The 25,848-nt window shown below is 67.2% G+C and carries 24 protein-coding genes; 16 read left to right on the top strand and 8 right to left on the bottom strand.

Annotated features, from left to right (window positions below; translation table 11 throughout):
* Positions 1-4 precede the first annotated feature (4 nt).
* From M1247_RS03435 to M1247_RS03425, 3 genes are all read left to right on the top strand, one after another.
* Positions 5-1,255: an NAD(P)/FAD-dependent oxidoreductase gene (locus M1247_RS03435; RefSeq protein WP_317154844.1), complete on the top strand. Its 1,251-nt coding sequence runs from the start codon at positions 5-7 to the stop codon at positions 1,253-1,255.
* Between the two features lie 31 nt (positions 1,256-1,286).
* On the top strand, positions 1,287-1,757 hold the full coding sequence (locus M1247_RS03430) for a GreA/GreB family elongation factor (protein ID WP_317154843.1): 471 nt from the start codon (positions 1,287-1,289) through the stop codon (positions 1,755-1,757).
* 77 nt (positions 1,758-1,834) lie between these two features.
* Positions 1,835-2,401: a TetR/AcrR family transcriptional regulator gene (locus M1247_RS03425; RefSeq protein WP_317154842.1), complete on the top strand. Its 567-nt coding sequence runs from the start codon at positions 1,835-1,837 to the stop codon at positions 2,399-2,401.
* 12 nt (positions 2,402-2,413) lie between these two features.
* On the opposite strand, the gene M1247_RS03420 is transcribed toward M1247_RS03425, so the two are convergent.
* Positions 2,414-3,403 (bottom strand): glycoside hydrolase family 6 protein, encoded by a 990-nt coding sequence (locus M1247_RS03420; RefSeq protein WP_317154841.1) that lies wholly within the window; start codon positions 3,401-3,403, stop codon positions 2,414-2,416.
* Positions 3,404-3,525: 122 nt separating this feature from the next.
* On the opposite strand from M1247_RS03420, the gene M1247_RS03415 reads away from it, so the two are divergent.
* The 6 genes from M1247_RS03415 to M1247_RS03390 all read left to right on the top strand — a co-directional run bounded on the left by M1247_RS03415 (position 3,526) and on the right by M1247_RS03390 (position 10,437).
* Entirely contained in the window at positions 3,526-4,779 is a 1,254-nt protein-coding gene (locus M1247_RS03415; protein WP_317154840.1) for a CaiB/BaiF CoA transferase family protein, read from the top strand.
* The gene (locus tag M1247_RS03410; RefSeq protein ID WP_317154839.1) at positions 4,776-6,125 is read left to right on the top strand and encodes an MFS transporter; all 1,350 of its coding nucleotides are present in this window, start codon (positions 4,776-4,778) and stop codon (positions 6,123-6,125) included. Before M1247_RS03415 ends, M1247_RS03410 begins: the two co-directional genes overlap by 4 nt.
* Complete coding sequence (locus M1247_RS03405) at positions 6,122-7,249, top strand: zinc-binding dehydrogenase (RefSeq protein WP_317154838.1); 1,128 nt, start codon at positions 6,122-6,124, stop codon at positions 7,247-7,249. The genes M1247_RS03410 and M1247_RS03405 overlap by 4 nt, the downstream gene beginning before the upstream one ends.
* A complete protein-coding gene (locus M1247_RS03400; protein ID WP_317154837.1) occupies positions 7,246-8,781 on the top strand; it encodes an aldehyde dehydrogenase in 1,536 nt (511 codons plus the stop codon). The genes M1247_RS03405 and M1247_RS03400 overlap by 4 nt, the downstream gene beginning before the upstream one ends.
* Positions 8,781-9,665 carry an HpcH/HpaI aldolase/citrate lyase family protein gene (locus M1247_RS03395; RefSeq protein ID WP_317154836.1) on the top strand — a complete coding sequence of 295 codons (885 nt, stop codon included), beginning with the start codon at positions 8,781-8,783 and terminating at the stop codon, positions 9,663-9,665. Before M1247_RS03400 ends, M1247_RS03395 begins: the two co-directional genes overlap by 1 nt.
* 97 nt (positions 9,666-9,762) lie before the next feature.
* Positions 9,763-10,437 (top strand): GntR family transcriptional regulator, encoded by a 675-nt coding sequence (locus tag M1247_RS03390; RefSeq protein WP_317154835.1) that lies wholly within the window; start codon positions 9,763-9,765, stop codon positions 10,435-10,437.
* A gap of 12 nt (positions 10,438-10,449) precedes the next feature.
* Here M1247_RS03390 and acnA read toward each other — a convergent pair whose 3' ends face one another.
* Genes acnA through M1247_RS03365 form a run of 5 tightly spaced genes read right to left on the bottom strand, consistent with a single transcriptional unit; the run spans position 10,450 to position 18,292 of the window.
* The gene (acnA, locus tag M1247_RS03385; RefSeq protein ID WP_317154834.1) at positions 10,450-13,095 is read right to left on the bottom strand and encodes an aconitate hydratase AcnA; all 2,646 of its coding nucleotides are present in this window, start codon (positions 13,093-13,095) and stop codon (positions 10,450-10,452) included.
* Entirely contained in the window at positions 13,092-14,180 is a 1,089-nt protein-coding gene (locus M1247_RS03380) for an isocitrate/isopropylmalate dehydrogenase family protein (RefSeq protein WP_317154833.1), read from the bottom strand. Before M1247_RS03380 ends, acnA begins: the two co-directional genes overlap by 4 nt.
* A gap of 21 nt (positions 14,181-14,201) precedes the next feature.
* The gene (locus M1247_RS03375) at positions 14,202-15,332 is read right to left on the bottom strand and encodes an ABC transporter ATP-binding protein (RefSeq protein WP_317154832.1); all 1,131 of its coding nucleotides are present in this window, start codon (positions 15,330-15,332) and stop codon (positions 14,202-14,204) included.
* Positions 15,325-17,097, bottom strand: a complete 1,773-nt coding sequence (locus tag M1247_RS03370) for an ABC transporter permease (RefSeq protein ID WP_317154831.1) — start codon at positions 17,095-17,097, stop codon at positions 15,325-15,327. The genes M1247_RS03375 and M1247_RS03370 overlap by 8 nt, the downstream gene beginning before the upstream one ends.
* A 28-nt stretch (positions 17,098-17,125) precedes the next feature.
* The gene (locus M1247_RS03365; RefSeq protein WP_317154830.1) at positions 17,126-18,292 is read right to left on the bottom strand and encodes an ABC transporter substrate-binding protein; all 1,167 of its coding nucleotides are present in this window, start codon (positions 18,290-18,292) and stop codon (positions 17,126-17,128) included.
* A 198-nt stretch (positions 18,293-18,490) separates the two neighbouring features.
* Between M1247_RS03365 and M1247_RS03360 the strand changes: the two genes are divergently transcribed.
* From M1247_RS03360 to M1247_RS03335, 6 genes are read left to right on the top strand one after another with little or no spacing between them, the layout of a single operon-like run.
* Positions 18,491-19,171: a GntR family transcriptional regulator gene (locus M1247_RS03360; RefSeq protein ID WP_317154829.1), complete on the top strand. Its 681-nt coding sequence runs from the start codon at positions 18,491-18,493 to the stop codon at positions 19,169-19,171.
* Between the two features lie 7 nt (positions 19,172-19,178).
* Positions 19,179-19,853, top strand: a complete 675-nt coding sequence (locus M1247_RS03355) for an aspartate/glutamate racemase family protein (protein WP_317154828.1) — start codon at positions 19,179-19,181, stop codon at positions 19,851-19,853.
* Positions 19,850-21,109, top strand: a complete 1,260-nt coding sequence (gene otnK, locus M1247_RS03350) for a 3-oxo-tetronate kinase (RefSeq protein ID WP_317154827.1) — start codon at positions 19,850-19,852, stop codon at positions 21,107-21,109. Before M1247_RS03355 ends, otnK begins: the two co-directional genes overlap by 4 nt.
* On the top strand, positions 21,106-21,729 hold the full coding sequence (gene otnC, locus M1247_RS03345; RefSeq protein ID WP_317154826.1) for a 3-oxo-tetronate 4-phosphate decarboxylase: 624 nt from the start codon (positions 21,106-21,108) through the stop codon (positions 21,727-21,729). Before otnK ends, otnC begins: the two co-directional genes overlap by 4 nt.
* The gene (locus tag M1247_RS03340) at positions 21,726-22,802 is read left to right on the top strand and encodes an Ldh family oxidoreductase (RefSeq protein ID WP_317154825.1); all 1,077 of its coding nucleotides are present in this window, start codon (positions 21,726-21,728) and stop codon (positions 22,800-22,802) included. The genes otnC and M1247_RS03340 overlap by 4 nt, the downstream gene beginning before the upstream one ends.
* The gene (locus M1247_RS03335; protein ID WP_317154824.1) at positions 22,799-23,107 is read left to right on the top strand and encodes a putative quinol monooxygenase; all 309 of its coding nucleotides are present in this window, start codon (positions 22,799-22,801) and stop codon (positions 23,105-23,107) included. Before M1247_RS03340 ends, M1247_RS03335 begins: the two co-directional genes overlap by 4 nt.
* A gap of 18 nt (positions 23,108-23,125) precedes the next feature.
* Here M1247_RS03335 and ligD read toward each other — a convergent pair whose 3' ends face one another.
* Complete coding sequence (gene ligD / locus M1247_RS03330; RefSeq protein ID WP_317154823.1) at positions 23,126-24,175, bottom strand: non-homologous end-joining DNA ligase; 1,050 nt, start codon at positions 24,173-24,175, stop codon at positions 23,126-23,128.
* Positions 24,175-25,215 (bottom strand): ATP-dependent DNA ligase, encoded by a 1,041-nt coding sequence (locus tag M1247_RS03325; RefSeq protein ID WP_317154822.1) that lies wholly within the window; start codon positions 25,213-25,215, stop codon positions 24,175-24,177. Before M1247_RS03325 ends, ligD begins: the two co-directional genes overlap by 1 nt.
* A 115-nt stretch (positions 25,216-25,330) precedes the next feature.
* Here M1247_RS03325 and M1247_RS03320 point away from each other — a divergent pair, with 115 nt between their 5' ends.
* Complete coding sequence (locus M1247_RS03320) at positions 25,331-25,834, top strand: cupin domain-containing protein (protein WP_317154821.1); 504 nt, start codon at positions 25,331-25,333, stop codon at positions 25,832-25,834.
* The last annotated feature ends 14 nt before the right edge of the window (positions 25,835-25,848 follow it).

Here is a 25,848-nt window from a genome sequence, read left to right as displayed (position 1 = left end):
CGTCATGGCCGACGTCGAGCGATTCGACGGCGGCCCGCGGTCGGCGATCGTCGTCGGCGCGGGCATCGTCGGCTTGTCGACCGCCTGGTTCCTGCAGGAGCGTGGTGTCGACGTCACGGTGGTGGACCGCACCGGGGTGGCCGCAGGCGCATCGTGGGGCAATGCCGGTTGGGTGTCGCCCGCGCTGACGATCCCGCTCAACGACCCGTCGGTGCTGCGCTACGGACTGCGCTCACTGGCCAGCCCGAGCGCCCCGCTGCACATCCCGCTGAAAGCCGACATCGGCCTGTGGTCGTTCCTGGCCCGGTTCGCCGCGAACTGCAGGCTCTCGTCCTGGAACCGGGCCGCGCAGGCGAACCTGCCGCTCAACGAAGAGTGCCTCGAGGCCTACAGCGTGCTGACCTCCAACGGCGTGGACGTGCCGACCACCGACGGTCCGATCACCGCGCTGTTCGAAACCGCCCGTCAGGCTGAACATCTGATGGCCGAACTGCGCCGGATGGCCGCGGCCGGGCAGACGGTGACGACGAGTCGCCTGGCTGGCGACGCCCTGCGTGAGCAGGTGCCACTGGCCTCATCGGCGATCACCATCGGCATCAACGTCGAGGGGCAGCGCTATCTCGATCCCGGCCGGTTCGTCCACGGCCTGGCCGAGTCCTTCACCGCCAGGGGCGGAACGATCCGCATCGGGGAGATCTCTGATGTCCGGCAGTCCGGTCCCGGTGTGGCGGCATACCTGGGCGGGGAGCGACTGACGGCAGACGCAGCGGTGATCGCCACCGGTGCCTGGCTGTCGCGACTGGCCGGTCGATGGGTCCGCACACCGGTGCGGGCCGGGCGCGGCTATTCGTTCACCGTGCCGGTGGACCGTCCGGTGCCGAGCCCCATCTACCTACCCGATGCGCGGATCGCGTGCACGCCGTACCGGGGCGGGCTACGGGTCGCCGGGACCATGGAATTCCGGTCCCCCGACGACCCGCCGCAGCGGGCCCGGGTCGACGCCATCGTGGCGTCGGCCGGTCCACTCCTCGACGGGGTGCGCTGGGATGAGCGCTCCGACGTGTGGGTGGGGCCCCGCCCGGTCACCCCCGACGGCCGTCCGCTGATCGGGGAGGTGGCCCGCGACATCTATGTCGCAGGCGGACACGGCATGTGGGGGCTGGCGCACGGCCCGGCGACCGGGCGGCTGCTGGCCGAGCACGTCACCACCGGCAAGCAACCCGACGCGCTGCGCGAGTTCAGCCCGCTCCGTTGAGATTTCATGCGTAATACCAGGAGGAACCGATATGACGGCAAGTCGAAGTGTTTGGATGTCGCCCAAGGCCCATGAGCGGCTGCAGGATGAGCTGACGACCCTGCGCACCCTGATAGCCAACGAGGCAGCCGAGGACTCCGACGAGAACCAGGTCGCCATCCAGCGGGCACGGCAGGCACGCATCCAGCACATCCACGATCTGCTGCTCAACGCCGTGGTCGGCGAGGATCCGCCGGACGACGGCGTGGCCGAGCCGGGCATGGTGCTCACCGTGCGTTTCGAGGAGTTCGGTGACGTCGAGACGTTCCTGCTCGGAGTGCGCGGTGCCGAGTACGGCGATATGGAGGTGTACTCCGTGCAGTCACCGCTCGGCGCGGCGATCGTCGGGGCCCGCCCCGGGGAGCGGCGCGAATATCAGGCGCCCAGCGGTGAATCGATTCCGGTCACGTTGATCTCGGCGGTCCCGTTCGGCCTGCACGAGCCCGCGCAGCTCACCGGCTGAGACCGGCGCGCACCTCACCGGCACACCTTGCGGACAAACCGGCGGACCGGGGACCGGCGCCCCTTAATGTGATCACCATGGCAGCCGAACGCAAGGCCTCACCGGGCACCCTGACGGCCCAGGATTGGCTGCAGGCCGGCTACGAGTTGTTGGCTACGGACGGCATGCGGGCGCTGAAGATCGAGCGGCTCTGCGCGCAGGTCGGCGCCACCAGAGGCAGCTTCTACTGGCACTTCACCGATATGAACGGGTACCGGTCAGCGCTGGTGGCGTCGTGGAACAACTTCCTGGACAGTGATCGTCGCTCGCTGGCCGAGATGGAGGACCTGCCGCCGCGCGAACGGTTGTCGAAGATGATGGAGGCGCTGGTCAGCCCCCGGCACTGGACGCTGGAACGGGCCATGCGGGAATGGGCCCGCTCCGACGACGTGGCCGCCGCCAACGTCAGGGCCGCCGATCACCGGGTGCTGGTCGCGGTGGGAAAGGCCTTCCTGGACTACGGATTCGATCCCGAGGAAGCGCGGCTACGGGCCGAATCCACGTTCGCCGCGGGCATCGGGATGCTGCACCTGATCGATTCGCCGGCCCAGTTGTCCTCGTCGGACCGGCACGAACGTTTCCTCGATCTGATGCTGGCGCGGTAGCGGTCCGCTTCCCTACCCGCCGGCCCCGTGGGCCAGAGCGATCGCGTACTGGTTCATGAAGCGGCCCGCCTGGGGATGCCCGTTGCAGGCCCCGTCGGATTCGCCGGGACGCTTGACCCACAGGTAGGCATCGACGTTCGGGCTCGCCGTGGCCGTGGTGGGCGCGGCGCCCAGTGCGCGACCGTCGGGGTTGCACCAGTACATCTCGCCCTCGGCAGGCCCGGCACCGTTGCGCGACGTGTCGATGACGTATGGCTTGCCACCCGTCATGCCCGAAATAGCGTCGCCGTAACCGATTTCCTCTTCGGTGGTGAAGAAGTTGGCGGTGTTGAGACTGAAACCGCGTGCCTTGGCCACGCCGACCCGGTTGAGCCTGTTGGCCATCTCGTCGGCAGCCACCCACCGGGAGTGCCCGCCGTCGACGTACACCGCGGTGCCCGGATTGCGGGTCAGCGTGTCGACGGCGTAGCTGATCAGGTTGTAGCGCTCCTCGCGCTGATCTGCCGACAGGCAGTCGGCCATCGCGAGCGCGTCGGGTTCGAGAATGATCGCGGCCGGTCCGCCGCCGATGGCGCCCGCGACGCCGTCGATCCACCCCTTGTAGGCGTCGGCCGACCCGAAACCGCCCGCGGCATAGCTGCCGCAGTCGCGATGCGGGATGCCGTAGAGCGCCAGGATCGGCATGGTGCCTGCGGCCTGTGCCGTGGCGATGTACTTCGCGTCCACCGCAGGCGTCGATCGCTGGTCCATCCAATACGCCTGCGGTGTATTGGCGATGGCGGTCAACTCGGGGCTCGGCGGATCGGCGCTCTGCGCGGCGCGCATGGCCGCCGAGTCCGGATTGACGTAGAAGGTCTGCCCGACCAACGGGTTGCCGTCACTGGCCAGGCGCACCGTCGGGGTCAGGACCGGAGGACCGACCAGACCCACGGCGGCAACGGCCGCGATTGTCAGAAAGGGGGCGATACAACGGGCGACTGCGCCAAGAGCGAAGGACGTCACCCCGAAAAACTAGTGCGACAAGGCCATGGGCGCCAATTCGGACGCCGCGCGATCTCCGCGTGGCGCAACCCTCGGCCGACGGCCACTTGTGTTCGCCGACACAGCCGCGTTAGTTTAATTAAATGTTTGATACAACTTCCCGGGGCGGCCCGCCTCCGCTCGAGGGCGTGCGTGTGGTCGACGCCGCGACCATCTACGCAGGTCCGATGATCGCGACACTCCTCGGCGATTTCGGCGCCGATGTGATCAAGGTCGAGCACCCGCGCGGCGACGGTCTGCGGCAATGGGAGTGGCGCAAGGACGACGAGTCGTTGTGGTGGGCGCTGACCGGCAGGAACAAGCGCGACATCAGCCTGGCGCTGTCCGACCCACGGGGGGCAGACGTCATGCGCCGGCTGCTGGCCGACGCGGACGTGTTCATCGAGAACTTCCGGCCCGGCACGTTGGAGAAGTGGGGGTTGGATCCGCAGGATCTGTTGGCGGCCAATCCGAAACTGGTGGTGGTCCGCGTCTCCGGTTTCGGGCAGACCGGTCCCTACAGCTCACGGCCCGGCTTCGGCACCATCGCCGAGGCGATGTCCGGGTTCGCCGACACCAACGGCGCCGCCGACGGTCCGCCGGTGCTTCCGCAGTGGCCGCTGGCTGATGGGGTCGCCGCCCTGGCCGGTGCTTTCGCGACGATGGTCGCGCTGCGCCACGCGGAGGCCTCCGGCCAGGGGCAGATTGTCGATTTGTCCATCTATGAACCGTTGTTCTGGATCCTCGGAGCCCAGACCTCGGCCTACGACCAGCTCGGCACGCTCCCGACCCGGCAAGGCAGCCGGACCGGCTTCAACGTCCCCCGTGAATGTTTCCGGACCCGCGACGGCCGGTGGATCGCACTCTCGGGTGCGACCACCGCCACTGCCCAGCGGATCATGCAGGCCGTCGAGCGCCCGGATCTGGCCGCGGCCGACTGGTTCACCGACATCTCCGGGCGACTCGCACACCGGGACGAGATCGACGAGGCGATCGCCACCTGGGTCGGGCAGCGCGACAACGCCGACGTGCTGGCGGTGTTCGATGCGGTCGGGGTGACTGCAGGCCCGGTGTACAGCGCGGCCGACATCGCCACCGACCCCCATTTCGCCGAACGCGGCAGCGTCATCACCGTCGAACATCCCACGCTCGGGGCATTGCGCATGCAGGGCCTGATCGCCCGGTTGTCGCGAACACCCGGTCACGTCAACAGCCCGGGACCGGCGGTCGGGGAACACAACGACGACATCTTGCGAGGCGAATTGGCTTACCCCGAGGACGTATTGGACGAACTGACCGAGGCCGGCGTCATCGGCCCCACCCGCAGGCCCATCTCATCGGAACGAGGAATTTCATGATCGCCAACCCAGCGCAGGCTGCGCCCGATGAACGATTGGTCAGGCGCGTGGCGCTCGCCAGCGGCATCGGCTCGATGCTCGAGTTCTACGACTTCTATCTCTACGGGGCCCTCTCGGCCACGATCTTCGGCACGCTGTTCTTCCACAGTGCGGACCCGGCTGTCGGCACCCTGCTCGCGTTGGCCACGTTCGGCGTGGGCTTTGTGGCCCGCCCGATCGGCGGCATCATCGCCGGACACTTCGGAGACAAGCTGGGCCGCAAGAGCGTACTGATCGCCACCCTGACGCTGATGGGCGTGTCCACCGTCGGCATCGGGGTGCTTCCGACCTACGACACGATCGGCGTCGCGGCGCCCATCCTGCTGGTCACGCTGCGCATCCTGCAGGGCCTGGCACACGGTGGTGAGTGGGGCGGTGCGTCGGTCATGACGATCGAGCATGCGCCCGAGGGGCGCCGCGGCTTCTACGGCAGCTGCCCGCAGATGGGCATCTATGCCGGGCTGGTGCTGGCCAGTCTGGTGCTGGGCGCGTTCATGCTGCTGCCCGATGAGCAGTTCCTGAGCTGGGGCTGGCGGATACCGTTCATTCTCGGCGCCGGACTGATGCTGCTCGGGTTGTGGTTGCGGCGGGCGATCACCGAGTCACCGGAGTTCGCCGCCGTGCTGGCCGCGCGTGCTCTCGAATCCGAGCAGGAGAAGAAGAGCATTCCGCTGGTGGAGGCGCTACGTACCGGGCGGCGCGGAATCATCGTCACCTTCTGCGCCAAAGCCGCGGAGACCTGCACCTTCTACCTGATCACCGTGTTCGCGCTGACGCTGGCCAAGAACGGCGCCGGGGAGTCGTCGGCACGTTCGGCCATCCTGGTGGGGGCCGCCGTCGCCATCTTCACGATCGGCTTGTTCGGTCTGTTGGCCGACAAGGTCGGCACGCGGACCGTGTACATGGCCGGTGCGGGTTTCATGGTGCTGTTTGCGTTCCCGTTCTTCTGGCTGGCGGGCGCCAACTCCTGGTGGACGCTGTGGACGGCGATGATCATCGGCCTGGCAGTGGCACATTCGCTCATGTACGCGGCGCAGGCCAGTTACTTCTCGGCGCTGTTCGACACCCGTATCCGGTTCACCGGCGCCTCGCTCGGCTACCAGCTCGGCGCGGCCCTGGTCGGCGGGTTCACCCCACTCATCGCCGCTTCGCTGCTGCTGCACAGCGACGGCGCGACGTGGCCGATCGCGACGTACATTGCAGGGGTCTGCCTGCTGAGCTGCCTCGTCATGGCGATCTGGGGCAAAGTCCGTCCCGAGGAGGCGGTACTCGTCGTCCCCAACATTCCAGCGGAGGTGCAGCGATGAAAGCGACAACAGTGCCCGAGTACACCCGGGCGGCCGTCGTGCGCGAATTCGGTCAGTCGATCAAGCTCGAAGATGTCGCCGTCCCGCAGACCGTGGAACCAGGTGGCCTGCTGGTCGAGATCGTGGCGTGCTCGCTGTGCGGCACCGATGTGCACTGCTGGGAGGGCACTCTGGCCATCCCGGTCGAACTGCCGCTGATCCTCGGCCACGAGATGGTCGGCCGGATCATCGCGATCGGCGACGGCGCCGAAGTCGACTCGGCAGGACAATCCCTGCAGATCGGTGACCGCATCCTGTGGACGCACGCCGTATGCGGCCACTGCGTCATGTGCGCCAGGAAGCGGCCGACGCTGTGCCGCAACAAGGTTCCGTACGGCCAGGCCACCATGAACCAGTGGCCCACTCTGCTGGGCGGGCTGGCCCAACACTCGTACGTACTGCCCGGGTCGGGCCGACTCCGGGTGCCCGACGGGGTTGCCGACGACCTCGCCAGCATGGCGAGCTGCGCGCTGCGTTCGGTCGTCAATGCGATCGAACAAGCGGGCCGGGTAGGTCCCGAACACACCGTCGTCGTCCAGGGTGCAGGGCCACTGGGGATTTTGGCCACCGGGCTGTTCGCCCAAGCGGGTGCCGGCCGGGTCATCACCGTGGGTGCGCCGGACGCACGCCTGGAAATCGCATCGGAATTCGGCGCACATGAGGTCATCTCCCTTGCCGCACATCCGGACCCCGACGATCGCCTCGCGATGATCAGGGACGCCACCGGCGGCCTCGGTGCCGACCTGGTCGCCGAATTCTCCGGCCACCCGGCCGCCTTCGCCGAGGGTGTGGAGATGGCCGGGCCCGACGGCCGCTACCTGGTGGTCGGTCAACTCGGCGCAGGCACCACGGCCGTCGCGCCGGGCACCATCACGAAGAAGAACCTCAACGTCATCGGATCCTTCTCCGGTGACCTCTCGCACTACCGCACAGCGCTCACCATCCTCGAACGCTTCGCCGACCGGCTGCCGTTCGACCGCCTGATCAGTGGTCACTACCCGCTCGGTGACATCGATTCCGTGGTGGCCCGGATGCAGAGCTTTCAGGAAATCAAGCCCGTTCTACTGCCGCAGGAGGCCTCATGACAGCCACCACCGACCGCCCGTCCGACATCACCGCACTCGCGGACCCCGATTCCGGCTCCGAGGTCGCCGACCTGTCGATGTTCGTCGACGGAACGCAAACATCGGCGAGCGACGGCGCCACCTTCGATTCCTACGAGCCGCGCTCTGGCCGGGTGTGGGCGAAGCTTCCCCGTTCCGGCGCAAAGGAAGTCGACGAAGCCGTGCGGGCGGCCCGCGCCGCGTTCGAGGGCCCCTGGGCGGCCGTCTCCGCCGCCGACCGCGGCCGCTTCCTGATGAAGATCGCCGCGGTCGTCGATCGGCACCGCGACGAGCTCACCGTCATCGAGTCCCGCGACAACGGCAAGCCGGTTCGAGAGGTCCGCGCCGAAATCGATGCCGTGGTGCGGTATTTCGAATACTTCGCCGGAGTGTGCCAGACCACCCTCGGCGAGACCCACCCGCAGGCGGCCACCGCGTTCAGCTACACGCGCCGTGAGCCGGTCGGCGTGGTCGGGGCGATCGTGCCGTGGAACTCGCCGCTGCTGATGCTGGCATGGAAGCTGTCCCCGGCCCTGGCCGGCGGCAATACCATCGTCCTCAAACCCGCTGAGGAGACCTCGGTGTCGGCCGTCGTCTTCGCCCGGCTCATCGCCGAGGTGGGACTGCCCGACGGCGTGTTCAACGTGGTCACCGGAGTCGGCGAGGAAGCAGGCGCCGCACTGGTGGCGCACCCCGACGTCGACAAGATCGCCTTCACGGGCTCAACCGAAGTGGGCAGGCAGATCGCCGCAACGGCGGCCACCGACCTCAAGCTCGTGACCTTCGAACTGGGCGGCAAATCCCCCACCGTGATCTTCGCCGACGCCGACCTCGACGCGGCCGTGCACCGGACCGCCTACGGCATCTTCTCCGCCGCCGGGCAGTCCTGCCAGGCCGCATCGCGGATCTTCGTCCAGGACCGCATCCACGACGAGTTCCTGGACCGGTTCGCGTCGTTGGCCCGCCGGATCCGCGTCGGCGACCCGCTGTCGGAGCGCACCCAGATGGGCGCACAGATCTCCGCCCAGCACCGCGAGCGGATCGCCGGGTACGTCGCCAGCGGCACACAGGAAGGCGCACAGCTCATCTGCGGCGGGACCCGCCCCACGGAGCCGCCCCTGGCCGACGGCTACTTCTACTCACCGACCATCCTCGACGGCGTGCACCGCGACATGAAAATGATCCGCGAGGAAATCTTCGGACCGGTGACCGGCGTCATGACCTTCACCGACGAAGCCGACGCCCTCGCCAAGGCCAACGACACCGAATACGGCCTGGCCGGATCGGTGTGGACCCGCGACGTCGCCCGTGCCCATCGCGTCGCCGCCGGCATCGCCGCCGGACTGATCTGGGTCAACACCACCCGCACGATCAACCACCTCATCCCCTTCGGCGGATACAAGCAATCCGGATACGGACGCGAAGGCGGGCAAGCGGTGATGGAGCACTACACCCGGACGAAATCGGTCTGGGTGGACCTTCAGGACGACCTGCCGAACTGGTACGCCGACTGATGCGCCAGGATCTGCCGCCGCTCCGCACCTTGCTGTTCGTGCCGGGCGATCGCCCCGACCGGATCGCGAAGGCCCTCGCCAGCGGGGCCGACGGCGTCGCAGTCGATCTCGAGGACGCGGTGGCCGCATCGCAGAAAGCCACGGCCCGTGCGGCCGCCGCGACCACGCTGTCGGCGCTGCCCGGCGGCCAGGGCCCGGTGATCTGCGTGCGGGTCAATGCCATGGACAGCGGGCTGGCCGAAGACGACCTGACCGCGTTGGCACCCGCGCTGCACCGCATCGATCTGATCGTGGTGCCGATGAGTTCCGAACCGGACGGCATTCGGCGCGCGGCCGAGCTGGTGACGCTGGCGGAGCGGGCCGCGGGAACCGAGATCGGCCGGATCGGCATCATCCCGCTGGTCGAAACGGCGGTGGGCGTTCTCGACGCGCGCGCGATCGCCGCCGCAGACGCCCGGGTGCACACGCTGGCGTTCGGTCCCGCGGATCTGTCCCGAGAACTGGGCATCACCCCGACCGCTGACGGTGATGAATTCCTTTTCGCACGTTCCCAATTGGTGCTCGCGGCGGCAGCCGCCGGCTGCCCGCCGCCGGTGGACGGACCGCACCTCGACCTCAATGACGACGACGGCCTCATCCGGTCGGCCAGGCAGGCCCGCAGGCTCGGCTTCAGCGGCAAGCAGGTCATCCACCCGGCCCAGATCCGCGGCGTTGCCGCTGCGTTCGCCGCCAGCCCAGCCGAAATCGAATGGGCGCGGACGGTCGACATCGCTTTCACCGCCGCCGAAGCTGATGGCACCTCATCCATCAGGCTGCCGGACGGGACGTTCGTCGATTACCCGATCGCCCGACGCGCCCGCGCAATTCTGGCGGGTGTGCGGTGAGGACACCGACACCCCCGCCCGAGCTCGGCGAACGGTGGGTATCCCCGGTCGCGGTACCGTCTGGATGACACAATCGGTGCCAGATCGAGAGGACGTGATGGCAACCCCACCCGAGCCGCTCCCGACGACGAAGGCGGAAGAGGCGTTCATCGAAATCCGCCGTCTCATCGAACGCGGCCGGTTACCGGGGGGCGCCAAGCTGACACTGTCCAGCCTGTCCGACGAGTTGCAGATGAGTCTGACCCCGATCCGGGAAGCGCTGCGCATGCTGCAGGCCAACGGGCTCGTCGAATACAAGCGCCACCACGGCCATGTCGTGACGCAGTACTCCATTCGGCGCGCCGAGGAGACCTACCTGCTGCGCCAGACCCTGGAACCGCTGGCCACCAGGCTGGCGGCGGTCAACGCGACCGCGGACGAACTGAAGAACATCCACGAGCTCCAGGAGGAGTTCCGGCTCGTCGTGGACGGAGACCCGCCGCGTTTCGCCGACGTGGTCGACCTCAACGCACGGTGGCACCGAATGGTGTACGCGTCGGCACATTCGACACTGCTGGACGAATTCATCGACCGGCTCTGGACAGGCGTGCCCTACCAGGCGATCTGGTTCGTCCAACGTCGGCACCGATCCGTTGCCGACCACGATGCCGTCACGGTCGCCCTCGAGAAGAGGCAGGCCGAGGTGGCCGAGCAGGCCATGCTGGACCACATCGGGCGGGGCCGCGCCGCCACGGTGGAGCACCTGCAGGCCATCGGAGCACCCGAGGAATGACCGCCGTGCCACCTAGCCCGCGATCAGGTGACGCAGCACATACGGCATGACCCCACCGTGACGGATGTAATCGGCTTCGCGTGGCGTGTCCAGCCGGGGCACCGCGGCGAAGCGGGCGTGCCCGTTGTCGACGACGACCCGCGCGGGCACCGCACCGGTGTTGAGCGCTTCGAGTCCGGTGATGCTGATGCGCTCTGTGCCCGTCGGCGCGACGTCGTCGGGCTCCGCGTCGACGAGTTCGATCGGAACGACGCCCATCGCGATGAGGTTGGAGCGGTGGATGCGCTCGAAGGATCGGGCCACCACGGCGCGGACCCCAAGTAGGGCCGGACCTTTGGCGGCCCAGTCCCGCGATGATCCGCCCCCGTAGTCCCGGCCGGCCACCACGACCATCGGAACGCCCGCGGCCCGGTACGCCGCGGCAGCGTCGAAAATCGTCGTCTCACTGCCCCCGGCGAGAAAGTTCAGGGTGCGGCCACCACGCGTGCCCGGTGCGACGCCGTTCTGCAACCGCACGTTGGCAAAGGCCCCGCGCATCATCACCTCGTGGTTACCCCGGCGGGATGCGTAGGTGTTGACATCGCGGCGGCTCACACCGCGCGCGGCGAGGTACTCCCATGCCGGGGTTCCCGACGTGATCGCCCCGGCGGGCGAGATGTGGTCGGTGGTGACCATATCCCCGAGTTTGACGAGCACCCGGGCGTCGCGAATATCGTTGACCGGCTGCGGTTCCCGGCTCACACCGTCGAGATAGGGGGGCCGACGGACGTAGGTCGACGAGGGGTCCCACGGGAACAACTCACTGTTGGCGACCTCGATCCGCCGCCACCGGTCGTCGCCGGCGAAGACATCGTGGTAGGCGGTGGTGAACAGGTCAGCAGTCACGTTGGCGGAGATGATGTCGTGCACTTCTGTTGACTGCGGCCACAATTCGGCGAGGTACACCGGACGGCCGTCGGCTCGGTGACCCAGGGGATCGGTGGCGAGATCGATGTCCATCGTGCCTGCCAGGGCGTACGCGACGACCAGCGGCGGGGAGGCGAGATAGTTCATTGCCACTTCGGGCTGGATGCGGCCCTCGAAGTTGCGGTTACCGGAGAGGACCGATACCACCACCACGCCTTCGCGGACCGCGCGCGACATCTCGTCGATCAACGGACCCGAAGCCCCGATGCAGGTCATGCAACCGTAGCCGGTGAGGAAGAAGCCCAAACTCTCAAGGTCCTCGACCAATCCGGCGCGGGCGTAATAGTCCATCACCACCCGGGATCCCGGACTCAGCGTGGTCTTGACCCACGGCTTGCTGCGCAGGCCGGCACGCACGGCGTTGCGGGCCAGCAGACCGGCGGTGACCATCACCTCCGGGTTGGAGGTGTTGGTGCACGAGGTGATCGCGGCGATGGCCACCGCGCCGTCGCGGATCTCGTGGTCGTGTCCGCCGAGTCGGACGGTCGCGGTGGCCGGGCCGTCGCCCTTGACATTCTGTATCGCGACGGAGAAACGCTGCCTGGCCTCGTGCAGTGGGACCCGGTCCTCGGGACGTGACGGACCGGCCAGCGCGGGCACCACGGCGCCGAGGTTGAGCTCGACGGTCGCATCGAAGCGCAGCTCGCGGTCGGGGTCGTGCCAAAGCCCCTGTGCCTTCGCGTATTTCTCCACCAACTCGATCTGAGTCTCGGCGCGCCCGCTCAGTCGCAGATAGTGCAGCGTTGCGGTGTCGATCGGGAAAAATGCACAGGTGGAACCGAATTCCGGGCTCATGTTGGCGATCGTGGCCCGGTCGGTCACGGGGAGGTTGGCCACCCCGGGTCCGAAGAACTCGACGAACTTGCCGATGACACCGTGGCTGCGGAGCAGTTCGGTGATGGTCAGGACCAGGTCGGTCGCTGTCGACCCGGTCGGCAGCACGCCGTGCAGGGCCACCCCGACAACCTCGGGCACATTGATCGAGACCGACTGCCCCAGCAGGGCCGCTTCTGCTTCGATCCCCCCGACGCCCCAGCCGAGCACACCGAGCCCGTTGACCATCGTGGTGTGGGAGTCGGTTCCCAGACACACGTCGGGTACCGCCCAACCGGATTCCGCGATCACCACGCGGGCAAGGCGTTCGAGATTGACCTGGTGCATGATGCCGGTTCCGGGGGGCACCACCGCGAAGTCCTTCAGCGACTCCTGACCCCACCGCAGGAAACGGTACCGCTCTTCGTTGCGCGTGTATTCGAGATCCACGTTGCGTTGCCGGGCGTCGGGCGTACCGAACGTGTCGGCGATGACGGAATGATCGACCACCAGCTCGCCCGGGATCATCGGGTTGACCCGTGCCGGGTCCCCGCCCCACGCGGCCATCGCATCCCGCAGGGCCGCCAGATCCACCAGTGCCGGAACGCCGTTGGTGTCGTGGAGGAATACCCGGGACGGGTACAGGTCCACCGGCGGGCCGCCACCGTCGATGACGGCCCTGACCTGATCGTCGCCGCGGGACGTGCCGTCGTGGAAGCGCAGGGTGTTCTCCAGCAGGATCCGACGCGTGACGGGCATGGTGTTAGGCGCGAGGGCGGTGACGCTGTGATAGCGCAGGTGCTCACCCTGCACGACGAGATCACGTTGAGTTCCCAAGGTGTCCCGCTGGGTTCCGGTCAGGGCGGCCGCGGAGCTCACGGTTGTTTGATGGTGGCCGCGACCGCTTCACTGAACTCGCGACATCCGGCATTGCCGCCCATGTCGCCGGTGCAGATCCCCTGGGCCACCGTGTCCTCGACGCTTCGCTCGATCAGCGCCGCAGCCCCGGCGAGCCCGCTGTCGTCGTGCCGTGCGCCCAGCCAGTCGAACAGCATTGCGGTGGAAAGGATCATTGCGATCGGGTTGGCGCGGTCCTGGCCGGCAATGTCGGGTGCCGAACCGTGCGCCGCCTGTGCCATGGCCCGGTCGTGAGAAGCGTTCAGCGAGGGGGCGATGCCCAGTGATCCGGCCAGCTCCCCGGTGAGATCGGACAGGATGTCGCCGAACATGTTCTCGGTGACCAGAACATCGAATTCGTTGGCGCGGCGCACGAGGTGCACGGTCATGGCGTCGATGTGGTAATCGTCCACCTCGATCTCGGGATAGCTTTGAGCGACCTCCCGGCAGACGTCGCGGAACAGTCCTGTGGTCAGCTTCAGCACATTGGCCTTGTGCACGATGGTGACGCGCTTGCGGCGCCGCGACGCCAACTCGAACGCCGCGTGGGCAATTCGTTCACAGCCACGGCGGGTGATGATGCCCATGGCGATCGCGACGTCGGCCGTGGGCATGAACTCTCCCGTACCGGCGTAGGTGTTGCGGTCGGCGTAGAAGCCCTCGGTGTTCTCCCGCACGATCACGAGGTCGGTGTCGGCGACCACGGCATTCCCGCCGTGAAACGATTTGGCAGGGCGAACGTTCGAATAGAGGTCGAAGTGCTTGCGGATCGTTCCGCTGGGGTTGAGCTGCGAACGGAACGGCTCCGGATAGCCCGCGCTGTCGTGTGGCCCGAGCAACCAGCCGTCGGTCTCTGCGAGCGCGTCCAGTGTGCTTGTCGGTGTTGCTTCGTTGAACTCCTCGATAGCCTTGAATCCCAGTGGCAGTTCGCGCCATCGGATGGCGGGAATGCCGATCGCCGCGGCGGCCGCATCGGCGACCAGGACCGCCGCAGGCACGATCTCCGGGCCGATTCCGTCGCCGTGCAGAACGCCGAGGGCGTAGGTGCGTGAAGCGGGTGTTGTCACAGAAGTTGTCCTTTTTCGTTGTCAGGGTGCGACGGTCAGCAGTTCTTGGACGTCGGTCGACAGGCCGTGGGCTTCGAGATACACCAGGCAGTCCTGCGGCTCGACACTGAGGCGGACGGGACCCTTGAGCCCGCCGCGGTCGCACACGACCTGAACCACGTGGTCACCCAGCTTCACGTCGTATTCGTAGCGGGAGCCCAGATAGGACACGGTGAGCACCTCGGTGTCCAGAACGTTCTCACCCGGCTTGGCGGGCGTGTCCGGCGGGATCAGCCGCAGGCGCTCCGGCCGGATGGCGACCGTCACCAGCTGTCCCACCGGAATGGACTGGTCTGTCACGACTTTGAGTGGCTGCCCGTTGGCGGCCAACCTGACCACCGCGTCACTGCTGCTCGACTCGGTGACTTCGGCCTGCAGGAAGTTGCATCGGCCCACGAAGGCCGCGACCTCGGCGGTGGCCGGCCTCTCGTAGATGTCTGTGGGGCCGGCGACCTGCAGCATGCGGCCGGCGGACATGACCGCGATCCGGTCGGACAAAGCCAGCGCCTCGTCCTGATCGTGGGTGACGTAGACGGTGGTGATGCCGAGATCTTCCTGCAGTCGCTTGAGCCAGGCGCGCGCTTGTTCACGCAGTTTGGCGTCGAGGTTGGACAGTGGTTCGTCGAGCAGCAGGACCGTGGGTGAATACACCAGTGCCCTGGCGAGCGCGACGCGCTGCTGCTGGCCGCCGGACAGCTGGTGGGGGTAGCGGTCGCGGAGGTGCAGCAGCCCCACCTTGTCCAGTGCGTCGTCGATGAGTCGGCGTTGCTCGTCCCTGCCAACCTTGCGGATCTGCAACGGCATCGCGAGATTGTCGTTGATCGTCTTGTGCGGCCATAACGCGTAGGACTGGAACACCATGCCGAGGTTTCGGCCCTCCGGCGGGATGAACACCTTCTGTGCGGTGTCGACGAAGGTGTGCTCGCCCACCGCGATTGTCCCGCTATCGGGCTGCTCGAGGCCGGCGATGCAGTTGAGCGTGGTGGACTTGCCGCAGCCGCTCGGTCCCAGGAGCGTGAAGAACTCACCGTCGCGGATGGTGAAGTCGATGTCGTCGAGAACGATGTTGTCCCCGAAGTGCTTCTGGAGGTGACTGACCGTGACGTCAGGCATCGGCTTTCCGTCCTTTCAGGAGGAGCCCGGCGAGCGCGACGAACGCTGCGGTGATGGCGATTTGGATGGTGGCCAACGCGGCGACCGAACCGGTGTTGCCCTGGACCCAGAGCTCGAGCATGGTCGTGCCGATGATGTTGGTGTTAGCGGACCCGAGGAACACCGCGGGCGAATACTCCTTGAGCAGGGTGACGAAGGTGAGGATGAGCGCTCCCGCGAAGGCCGGAGTGAGCAGCCGCACCAGGATGCGGAAGAATGTTTTCACCCAGTCGGCTCCGGCAACGCGGGCCGCGTTGTCGAGCTCCTGGCCGATCTGCATGAGCGACGGCGCCAGGGATCCGAAACCGCTTGGCAGCGCACGCAACCCGAAACCGATGATCAGGGCCCACAGCGTGCCCTGCACGAGCTGGCCGGACCCGAACGGTGCGTAGGCGAAGGCCCAGAAGAAGCCGATGCCGACGATGAGGCCCGGCATGGCCTGCGGCGCAAGGGCCAGGTACTCCACGGCACGGCGGAACCGGAACGTGGACCGCCTGGCGACCATGACGGCCAGCAGGGCGACGAACGTGACCAGCACCGCGCCGAGCGCCGCGACGATCAGGCTGTTCTTGATCGACTGGATGTAGGCGGCATAGGTGAAGATCCGGTCGTAGTTGTTCATCGTCAACGACTTCAACGGTGACTGCAACGGGCTGAACACCAGCGTGAACGATCGGAAGATCAGCCCACCGATGGGTATCAGCGCACCCATGACGACATAGAAGACGATGACACACAGGCTGATCCACTTCAGCCAACCCAGGTCCAGCAGCCGGGGGCGGGTGGCTTTGCCCCGCACCGAGACGAACCGCTGAGCGTCCTTGAGGAGCTTGGCCTGCAACGCCACCAGGCCCACTGTGACCACCAGGATGATGGCCGAGGCCGCGCCGAGCACGCCATAGTCCGGGTTGATCGACTGCAGCCCGTTCTTGAACAGGAACGTCGAGAACACTTCGATGTTGACCGGCTGGCCGTACAGCAGGGGCACGCTCAAGGTCTCCACCGACATGGAGATGACGAGGATGGAGCTGTAGACGATCGGCGGGCGCAGCATCGGAAGGATGACCTGGAAGATGATCCGCAGCGGCCCCGCACCGCAGACCTGTGCGGCAGCCTCCAGCGATGCATCGCTCTGCCGTAGGGCGTTGGCGCAGAACGTGTATGCGATGGGTGCCAACGCCACGGCTTCGGTCAGCGCCATACCAGGAATCGAGTAGAGGTTCCACGGCAGGTGACCGAGGACCTGTTGAACTTTGATGCTGACAAAGCCCGACGGGCCGTACATCATGATCCAGCCGAACCCCAGGATCAGGGAGGAGATGAAGAACGGCCACTGCATGGCGGCGGCGAGGACGCCGCCGCCCGGCAGCTTGGTCCGCACCACCACGATGGACATCGGCACCGCCAGTACAAGCGTCAGAACCGTGGTGAGGCCCGCGAAGTAGACCGTGTTGAGCGCGACCTTGCCGAATCCCGCCTCGGAGAAGAGCCGGACGTAGTTGTCGAGGCTGAGCACGCCGCCGGCCTCGTAGAGCGGCCGATCCAGAAACGACTGATACAACGTCGGCACGACGGGAGCCAGCACCAGCAGCGCGAGGAGGATGAGTACTGCGTATTGCAGCCACAGTTCGCGCCCCAGTCCGAGGAATTTCCGGTAACGGGGGGCCGGGCGGACCCCCTCGTCGGAGCCCCGGACCGTCGGCGGCGGAGCGGTCGTCGTCGTCATGACAGTTGCATTCCTTCGTTTCGGTAGGTCATCGACCGAGCAGGCCGTCCCAGCGCGTGGTGAATGCCTTGACCTGGTCCTGCGGAACCATCACGTAGGGCACGTCGATCACGTTGGCTTCGCCGACGGCCTGCACCAGTTCCTGGTAGGTATGCCTGCCGTCGGTGGCCTCGATTCCGTCGCGGTAGGACGTCAGACCGCCCTCGGCGACCGCGCGCTGGCCTTCCTCCGACAGGACGAAGTCGGTGAGGAGCTTGGCCGTGGCGGGGTGCGGGGCACCGGCCGGGATGGCAATGCCGCGCGGCAGCACGACGGTTCCGTCGTCGAAGAATGTCTGTCCCAGCAGGCCGCCGCTGTCGGCAACCTTGGGATATGCGGGGGCGGCACTGATGAAGATCCCTGCCAGGTACTCACCGGAGGTGATCTTCTCGAGCTGTGTGCCGGAAGACGTCTCGGCCTTGGCCATGGGCAGCAACGTCTCCAAGGTGGACCAGGCATCGGGCCGCGCCTCGGTGAAAGCGTGTGACACGGTGAAGCCGAAGGAGCCGTTGACGTCCCGGCTGGTGACCTTGCCCTGGTACTTGCCCGGGTCCTTGGCGACGATGTCGGTCAAGCTCTTCAGTCCGGTGGGCTTGTCTGTCATCAACGACGTGTTGTAGATGATCGAAAGTGGGTCAAGGGACATCGAGTAGACGTTCGGCATCAGCGTCGCCTGTTTGGGCAGTTTGGCGACCTCCGGCGACTTGTACTCCAACAGTGTTCCCGGCCGTGCGGCGAAATCTGCCCAGGCCTGTGCGGCGTTGGAGACCACGATGTCGGCTGCCGAGCCGCCCGTGGCCTGCTCGCTGAGGACCCGCTGAAAAACCTCGTCGCTGTCCAGATTGTTCGCCGCGATCTCGGTGACCCACGGGTATTTCTTCTTGAAGTCCCGGAAGATCGGGGCCCAGTTCTCCTGGTCGGTGTTGGAGTAGATCGTGATGGTTCCGCCTTCGTTCTTCGACGCGGCGATGACGTCCTGGTACCCGGCCGGGTAATAGTCGGGAGCCTCACCCGTCTTCACGGTGTTGTCGGCGCCGGGTTCGGTGGACCCACCGGATCCGCAGGCGGTGAGAGCCATCGCGATGGCTACGCCGAACACCCCGGCGAAGCGGAGGGCGCGGCCGCCCGCATGGAGCCTTGAAGGCACTGGTTTCATGCTCTTTCCTCCTTGAAGATGAGATCCCGGACTCAGACACGGGCTGCTGTGCGCCAGCTCACGGTAAACGGTTATAACCTATGACGTCAACCAATAGTCGCGGATACGCAGCCAACAGGCCCACAGGTATCGGCCAAGCAGCTAGCGGATCGCCACGATGTTGCGGTACGTTATAACCACCCGGAAGAGAGGTGGCCGATGTCGCAGCCCGCCGAGCTGTTCGAGACCAAGAGCGACTTCGCGTACCGACAGGTGCGCGATCGGATCTTGTCAGGGGAACTGCAGCCGGGCGCCGTCATCCAGCAGCGAGAGCTCGCGGGCCACATCGGCATCAGCACCACCCCGCTGCGTGAGGCATTGAGGCGGCTCAAAAGCGAGGGCCTGGTCGAACTCGACGCGCACCGGGACGCCCGCATCTCGCCGCTGCGGGCAGAGGAGGCCAGAGATCTGTTGGAGTTGCGGAAATCGCTGGATCCGTTGGCTGCGGGCCTGGCGGCACAACGTCGCACCAATGCCGACATCCAGGCCATGCGGGCGGCCCTTGCCCTCATCGAGCCGCTGCCGACCCGACCGGCGGTCAGTCAACTCGTTGCGCACCGCAATTTTCACGCCACGGTGTACCGGGCCAGCCACAACGATCTGCTGATCGATTCGCTGGAAGGCCTGTGGGACAAGGCCGACAGGTATCGTCGCATGGCGTTGCAGACGGAACGCACCCAGGCGGCCCGCGACCAGAAGGCACACGAGCATCAGTTGCTGATCGACTTGATCGCCGCAGGCGACACCGACCGAGCGGCCGCGCTGATGCGCGACCACATCGACACGAGCCTGGGAGCCACCGCGGTGTGGCGGCTCGGGCATGAGACCACGGGAGAATAGCGACGCAGTGAGAGACCGTCCGTTGATCGCCGCCGTACACAACACCACCGCCTCGATCGCGCCACTCCGCGGGGCACTGGCTCACGAGCTTCCTGGGGCGGTGTTGTGGAATTTGATGGACGACCGGCTGGGCGCGGACGCCGACGATGCGGGCGGGCTCGATCCCCGTCTGCGCAACCGCATGCTGGATCTGATCCGCCACGGCGTCAACGGTGGGGCCGACGCCGTGCTGATCGCCTGCTCGATGTACGGCGAGGTGCGTGCGATCGCCGAAAAGCTCCTCACCACTCCAGTTTTCGCCTCTGACTCCGACATGATCTCCGAGATTGCGGCCTCGGCACCGCGACGTGTGGCAGTGCTGGCCTCGCTGCAAGGGTCCGCCGCCGACTCCACGGCACGGATCACCGCGGCGCTGGCCGACACGAGCTCGACATCCGCGGAGGTGCTACCGGTGTTCTGCCGAGGCGCCGCCGACGCGGCTGAGCGCGCCGACATATCGGCACTCGTCGAAGCGTTCGCCACCGAACTGGACCACACCGGAGGCGAATTCGATCTGGTCTGCATCGCCCAGTACTCGCTGAGCCCGGCCGCCGCGGCACTGGCCGACAAGATCGGCGTGCCGGTCATCAGCCCACCCCGATCCGCAGCCCGCGCGATCGCGCACCGGTTGACGCAATCGTGAGCCGCGGACCGAAGATCGGCTGCATCGCCGACGATTACACCGGGGGCACCGACGTCGCGGCCGCACTGCGCCGCCAGGGTCTGCGCACCGTGCTGCTGTTCGGCGCACCGGGTGAGGGCGCACTCACCGACGAGTGCGACGCCGTCGTGGTGGCGCTGAAGTCCCGGGCACTCGACGCGGAAGCAGCCGTCGCGATGTCCCTTGCGGCACAACACTGGTTGACCGCGGTGGCCGGCGTGCCCACCGTCTACTTCAAGTACTGCTCGACCTTCGACTCCACCGCCGCGGGCAACATCGGCCCGGTGACAGATGCGCTGCTCGCCGCTGCCCGGGCGCCACTGTCCGTGGTCTGCCCCGCCACGCCCGAGCACGGCCGCACCGTCTACCAAGGCCACCTGTTCGTCGCTGATCAGCTGCTCTCGGAATCGTCGATGCGCCACCATCCGCTGACCCCGATGACGGACTCCTACCTGCCTCGGTTGATGGCCGCCCAGAGCCCGCACCCGGTGAAACTGATTGGCTGGCAGGATGTTCGCCGTGGCGGCGCGGCCATTGCCGATGCACTGCGCCGGGCCGCAGGCGAGGGCGTCCGCCATGTGGTGTTGGACGCGCTCGACGATGACGACCTGCTCACCATCGCCGGAGCCGTCGCCGGCATGCCGGTGATCACCGGCGCCGCGGGCCTGGCCGGTGCGGTCGGGCATGTCATCGCCGACCACGATCAGACCGAGCCCGCACCCCCACCCCTGCCCGCACCGGCCGGGGCCAGCGTCGTGTTCGCCGGCAGCTGCTCGAAAACCACGCTGGAACAGGTCGCCCACGCCCGCGGGCGCTTCGCGTCGCTGCGGTTGGACCCGCGCACCGCGGCCACCCCCGCCGATCTCCTCGGGCCGGCCCGGGCGTGGCTGCTCGAGCATCTCGGCGACGAACCGGTGATGATCTACTCTTCGGCGCCCGCCGACGAACGCGGCCCCGCCGACCCGGACGTCGCCAATCAGCTCGAAGCCACGATGGGCGCCCTGGCCAAGGCCGCTGTCGCCGCGGGGGCACGCCGCGTCGTGGTCGCAGGAGGAGAGACCTCGGGCGCCGTCGTCGATGCGCTGGAGGTCAAGTCCGTCGTCGTCGATGCGGAAGCCGACCGGGGAGTGCCCTGGTGCAGCACCTCGGATCCCCGCATTTCGCTGCTGTTGAAATCCGGTAACTTCGGCCGACCCGATCTACTCGTCCGCGCCGCCACCAGCCGGACGTTGTCATGACCGTCGCCAACGACATCGCCGAGCTCGGTGCGTCCTTCTTCCGCCGGGGGCTGACCTTCGGACGAACCGGCAACCTCAGCGCGGTCGATGAGGACGGGACCATCCTCATGACCCCCACCGGGGTCAGCCTGGATCGCCTCCGCGCCACCGCGCTGTCCCGGGTCACCCCCGACGGCGAGCACATCGGCGGGGAACCGCCGACCAAGGAGGCGTTCCTGCACCTGGCGTTCTACCGCGCCCGCCCGGACGCCCGGGCCGTCGTACACACCCACAGCACCCACTCGGTCGCGGTCTCCTGTCTACGAGACATCAACCGCGACAACGCATTGCCGGCCCTCACCGCCTACTACGCGATGCGGGTCGGCACGCTGCCCATCCTGGCCTACCACGCCCCAGGCGATCCCTCACTCGGTCCTCTCGCCCAAGAGACAGCTACCGAGCATCATGCCCTGCTGTTGGCCAACCACGGGCCCATCGTGGCCGGAGCCGACCTGGCCGCCGCGGCCGACGCCCTGGAAGAGATCGAGGAGACCGCCAAGCTTTTCCTCCTGTTGCAGGGACACGACGTCCGACTGGTGACCGATCAGGAAGTCCGGCGACTGAGCGGACCGCACCGATGAGCGCCTCGCCGTCCCGAGCGACGGACGTCGAATACAGTTTCGCCGCACAGCATCTCATCGAGATGGGTACCCACATCCTCGTCCATAAGGGCGTCCCCGAGCCGGATGCACGCCTGGTGGCCGAATCACTGGTGACCGCGGACATGTGGGGGCACCCGTCCCATGGCATGCTCCGGCTGCCGTGGTACACCGCGCGTATCGACAGCGGGGCCACGCGCGCGGTGACCCGCGTCGACACGATCAGTGCGGACGCCGCGGTCTCGGTGCTCGACGGAGGCGACGGAATCGGCCAGGTCGTCACCCAACACGCGATCACCGCAGCAGGCGATGCGGCCACCGGCTACGGGGTCGGTGTGGTCGCCGTCCGAAACAGCAACCACTTCGGCACCGCGGCCTACTGGACCCGGATCCTCGCCGACCGGAATTGCGTCGGCATCCTGACCACCAACGGCAGCCCCGCGATGGCGCCGTGGGGTGGGGTCGAGAAGTTGATCGGCGCGAACCCCTGGTCGATCGCGGTCCCGGGCGGCCGCCACGGCGCGGTCGTCCTCGACATCGCCAACATCGGGGTCGCCCGCGGCAAGGTGTACGCCGCACGACAGCGCGGCGAACCACTGCCGCAGGGCTGGGCGATCGACGCCGGTGGGCTGCCGACCACCGATCCGCAGGCTGCCCTCGACGGACTTCTCCTACCCATGGCCGGTCACAAGGGCTATGCGGTGTCGTTCATGATGGACGTGCTCTCCGGCGTGCTGACCGGAAGCGCGTTCGGCCGCGACGTCGTCGGCCCGTACGTGCCCGATCAGCGCAGCGGCTGTGGCCATCTCGTCATCGCCATCGACATCGCGGCCATCATGGAACCCGAGCAGTTCCAGCACCGCATGGACGAATTCATCACCTCGGTCAAGACATCTCGCACCGCGCCGGGCCAGGAGATCCTCGTACCGGGCGAGTTGGAGAACCGCGCCGTCGCCGAGGCCGACGGTGCGGTGACCCTGCCCGCCAAAACCGTCGACGAGCTCAACGCGCTGGCCGTTTCCTGCGGTGTCGACCTGCCGGCGCCGTTGCGATGACGTACACGGTCTTTGTCACTCTTGACGTTCACACCGACAAGATCGACGACTTCCTTGACGCAATCCACGCCAACGCCACTGCGTCACTGCGTGACGAACCGGGATGTCTGGTGTTCGACGTCCACGAAAACATCGACGTGCCCGGGCGCTTCCACCTGTACGAGATCTACGTTGACGAAGACGCTTTCCGGATCGCCCACCGCAGCGCGCCCCACTACGCCCGATGGCAGCGGGCGGCCCAAACCTGCGTCGTGACCGGCAGCCACAAGAACGTGTTTGCCCGTCTCATCGAACCGATGCGATAAAGCCGGTCGGGCCGCCCGCTAATCCTGGCGACGGTTGCCCTTCTCATCCCAGTGCTCGGCGACCTTCTTGCTGGGCTGCACGCGCGGGGGTTCGCCCGGCATCTTCGGATAGCTCGGTGGATACGGCAGGTCGCCGAGGCCGCGTTCCTCGTCGGCAGCAACCAGCTCCAGCAGTGGCTTGAGCGATTGTTTCTTCGAATCGATGTCCGCCCACGGATCTTCGCGTCCGGCAAGGAAATCCGGCACCGTGGCGATCGTGTAGTCGTCCGGGTCGGCGTCGCGCAGCTCGTCCCAACTCAGCGGCGTCGAGACTGTCGCGATCGCGGTCTTGCGGGCCGAATAGGCCGACGCGAAGGTGCGATCGCGCGCGTTCTGGTTGTAGTCGATGAACAGCCGCTCGCCGCGTTCTTCCTTCCACCACGACGTCGTCACCGCATCCGGCGCTCGCCGTTCCATCTCACGGGCCAACGCGATCCCGGCCCGGCGCACTTCGATGAAATCCCAGTCGGGCTTGATCCGCAGGAACACGTGCACCCCACGGCCTCCGGAGGTTTTCGGGTAACCCACCAGTCCGAGCTCGTCGAGCAGCGGCTTGAGCACATCACAGGCCACCGCACTGGCTTCACGAAACCCGGTGCCCGGCTGCGGGTCGAGGTCGATGCGCAGTTCGTCGGGATGTTCGGTGTCCGGGCACCGCACCTGCCACGGGTGCAGCGTGATCGTGCCCATTTGAGCGGCCCACGCGATGGCCGCCGGGTGGGTGACCTTCAGCGCGTCGGCCGTGCGGCCGGACGGGAAGGTGACGACGCAGGTCTCCAGGTAGTCAGGGTGCTTCTGCGGCACCCGCTTCTGGTAGATCTCCTCACCCTCGATGCCGTCGGGAAACCGCTGCAGGTGGGTGGGACGGTCTTTCAGCAGGCTGACCATGCGCGGGGCGACCGACAGGTAGTACTCCATCAACGTGCCCTTGGTGCCCTTTTTGCCCAGCTTCGGGTAATACACCTTGTCCGGGCTGGTGAACCGGACCTTGATTCCGTCGACATCGAGTTCGGTTGCCGGAGTTGCCATCAGCGGGTCTCCAAAACGTCGTAGAGGTCGTAGTTGAGCGGTGTGTCGAGCTGGTGGAACGTGCAGCTGGACGGCTCCCGGTCCGGCCGCCAGCGCAGGAACTTCACCGCGTGGCGGAATCGGCTGCCCTCCATCTGGTCATAGGCCACCTCGCACACCTTTTCCGGCCGCACCGGGATCCAGCGTTTGTCGGCTGCCGAGTTCCACCGGCTCGGGTCGCCTTCGCGCACCTCATCGCCTTCCCGCAGCGGCTCCAGATCGGCCAGCAGTTTCAACCGGTCCTTGATGCTGAATGACGCTGCCCCACCGACCATCTGCAGTTCACCGTCATCGCGGTAGAGGCCCAGCAGGATCGATCCGACGCCTTCGCCGCTCTTGTGGATGCGGTAACCCATGGCCACGCAGTCCGCGTCGCGATGGTGCTTGACCTTGACCATTTCCCGCTTGCCCGGCAGGTACGGCCCGTCGAGCCGTTTGGCGATCACCCCGTCAAGCCCCGCGCCCTCGAATGTCTTGAGCCAGGTCGCACCCAGTTCCGGATCCTCAGTGATGCGGGTGACATGACACCACCGCTTCTGCTGCACGGCCTCGGTCAGCGCCTGGCGCCGCACCCGGAACGGCTCCCGCAGTAGCGACTGGTCCCCGGTGGCCAGCGCATCGAATCCGATGAAATGCGCGGGCGTCTGCTCGGAGAGCATCTTGACGCGGCTGGCCGCCGGATGGACACGTTGGGACAGCGACTCCCAGTCCAGCCGGATACGGCCGTCCATTTCGCGTGGGACCACCACCTCACCGTCCAGCACGCACCTGTCGGCCAGCTCATCGCGCAACGCGACCAGCAGTTCCGGGAAGTACCGACCGAGTTCCTTGCCGCTGCGCGACTGCAGCACCACCTCGTCGCCGTCGCGGAACGCCAGCGCCCGGAACCCGTCCCACTTGGGTTCGTAGGACCACACCCCCGCCTCATCAGGCACCTTCACCTGCGCCTTGGCGAGCATCGGTTCAATCGGGGGCTGCACGGGCAAGTCCACGGGTTCCATCCTGCATCTCTCGGTCGACAGGTATCTAGACCGGCGCGCCGTCGGGAAATCATCGGCCGCCGGGCAGATTGCGCAATTCGTGCCCCTCCGGCATCCGCCGAGGTCTGATGGAGATATGACGTTTCAAGGCGACGGTGCGCCGGTCGCACCGGCAATCCTCACGCCCGAGACTCAGCAGGCGGTGTGGTTTCTGGGTGCCCTGGTCCGGATCCGCGCCAGCGGGGACAGCACGTCCGGACACCTCGACCTCCTGGAACACCACGGGGAACGCGGCTATGGCAGCCCGCTGCACCGGCACCTGGCCGAGGAGGAGACCTTCTTTGTGCTCGACGGCGAATTACGCGTCGAAGTGGGCGGTGAGGCGCATTCCGCGGGACCGGGAGCGGTCGCCTTCCTGCCTCGGCAGCTCCCCCACGCGTTCGTCGTGACGAGCCCGTACGCACGGTTCCTCACCCTGCACACCCCGGGCGGCTTCGACAGGTTCACCGTCACCGTCGGAACGCCGGCGGAAGACACCCCGACGATGCCACCCGACGACGTACCCACCGACCCGGCGGCCCTTGCGGCGATCGCGAGTTCATACGGCATCGAGATCCTGGGACCGCCTCCGATGCCATGACCGCGGCGAATGGA

It is taken from the genome of Mycobacterium appelbergii (assembly GCF_032883035.1).
Classification (GTDB): domain Bacteria; phylum Actinomycetota; class Actinomycetes; order Mycobacteriales; family Mycobacteriaceae; genus Mycobacterium; species Mycobacterium appelbergii.
The sequence above is the reverse complement of the archived record's forward strand: the minus strand, read 5'-3'. Positions and strand labels throughout refer to the sequence as shown.

Bases quoted from the DNA above. Each gene is read 5' to 3' on its own strand.
- M1247_RS03320 (WP_317154821.1), top strand. From the start codon at position 25,331: ATGACGTTTCAAGGCGACGGTGCGCCGGTCGCACCGGCAATCCTCACG.
- M1247_RS03335 (WP_317154824.1), top strand. From the start codon at position 22,799: ATGACGTACACGGTCTTTGTCACTCTTGACGTTCACACCGACAAGATC.
- M1247_RS03425 (WP_317154842.1), top strand. From the start codon at position 1,835: ATGGCAGCCGAACGCAAGGCCTCACCGGGCACCCTGACGGCCCAGGAT.
- otnC (WP_317154826.1), top strand. From the start codon at position 21,106: ATGACCGTCGCCAACGACATCGCCGAGCTCGGTGCGTCCTTCTTCCGC.
- M1247_RS03400 (WP_317154837.1), top strand. From the start codon at position 7,246: ATGACAGCCACCACCGACCGCCCGTCCGACATCACCGCACTCGCGGAC.
- M1247_RS03365 (WP_317154830.1), bottom strand. From the start codon at position 18,292: ATGAAACCAGTGCCTTCAAGGCTCCATGCGGGCGGCCGCGCCCTCCGC.
- M1247_RS03405 (WP_317154838.1), top strand. From the start codon at position 6,122: ATGAAAGCGACAACAGTGCCCGAGTACACCCGGGCGGCCGTCGTGCGC.
- M1247_RS03325 (WP_317154822.1), bottom strand. From the start codon at position 25,215: ATGGAACCCGTGGACTTGCCCGTGCAGCCCCCGATTGAACCGATGCTC.
- M1247_RS03415 (WP_317154840.1), top strand. From the start codon at position 3,526: ATGTTTGATACAACTTCCCGGGGCGGCCCGCCTCCGCTCGAGGGCGTG.
- M1247_RS03360 (WP_317154829.1), top strand. From the start codon at position 18,491: ATGTCGCAGCCCGCCGAGCTGTTCGAGACCAAGAGCGACTTCGCGTAC.
- M1247_RS03410 (WP_317154839.1), top strand. From the start codon at position 4,776: ATGATCGCCAACCCAGCGCAGGCTGCGCCCGATGAACGATTGGTCAGG.
- M1247_RS03390 (WP_317154835.1), top strand. From the start codon at position 9,763: ATGGCAACCCCACCCGAGCCGCTCCCGACGACGAAGGCGGAAGAGGCG.
- M1247_RS03375 (WP_317154832.1), bottom strand. From the start codon at position 15,332: ATGCCTGACGTCACGGTCAGTCACCTCCAGAAGCACTTCGGGGACAAC.
- M1247_RS03395 (WP_317154836.1), top strand. From the start codon at position 8,781: ATGCGCCAGGATCTGCCGCCGCTCCGCACCTTGCTGTTCGTGCCGGGC.
- M1247_RS03435 (WP_317154844.1), top strand. From the start codon at position 5: ATGGCCGACGTCGAGCGATTCGACGGCGGCCCGCGGTCGGCGATCGTC.
- ligD (WP_317154823.1), bottom strand. From the start codon at position 24,175: ATGGCAACTCCGGCAACCGAACTCGATGTCGACGGAATCAAGGTCCGG.
- M1247_RS03340 (WP_317154825.1), top strand. From the start codon at position 21,726: ATGAGCGCCTCGCCGTCCCGAGCGACGGACGTCGAATACAGTTTCGCC.
- M1247_RS03370 (WP_317154831.1), bottom strand. From the start codon at position 17,097: ATGACGACGACGACCGCTCCGCCGCCGACGGTCCGGGGCTCCGACGAG.
- M1247_RS03430 (WP_317154843.1), top strand. From the start codon at position 1,287: ATGACGGCAAGTCGAAGTGTTTGGATGTCGCCCAAGGCCCATGAGCGG.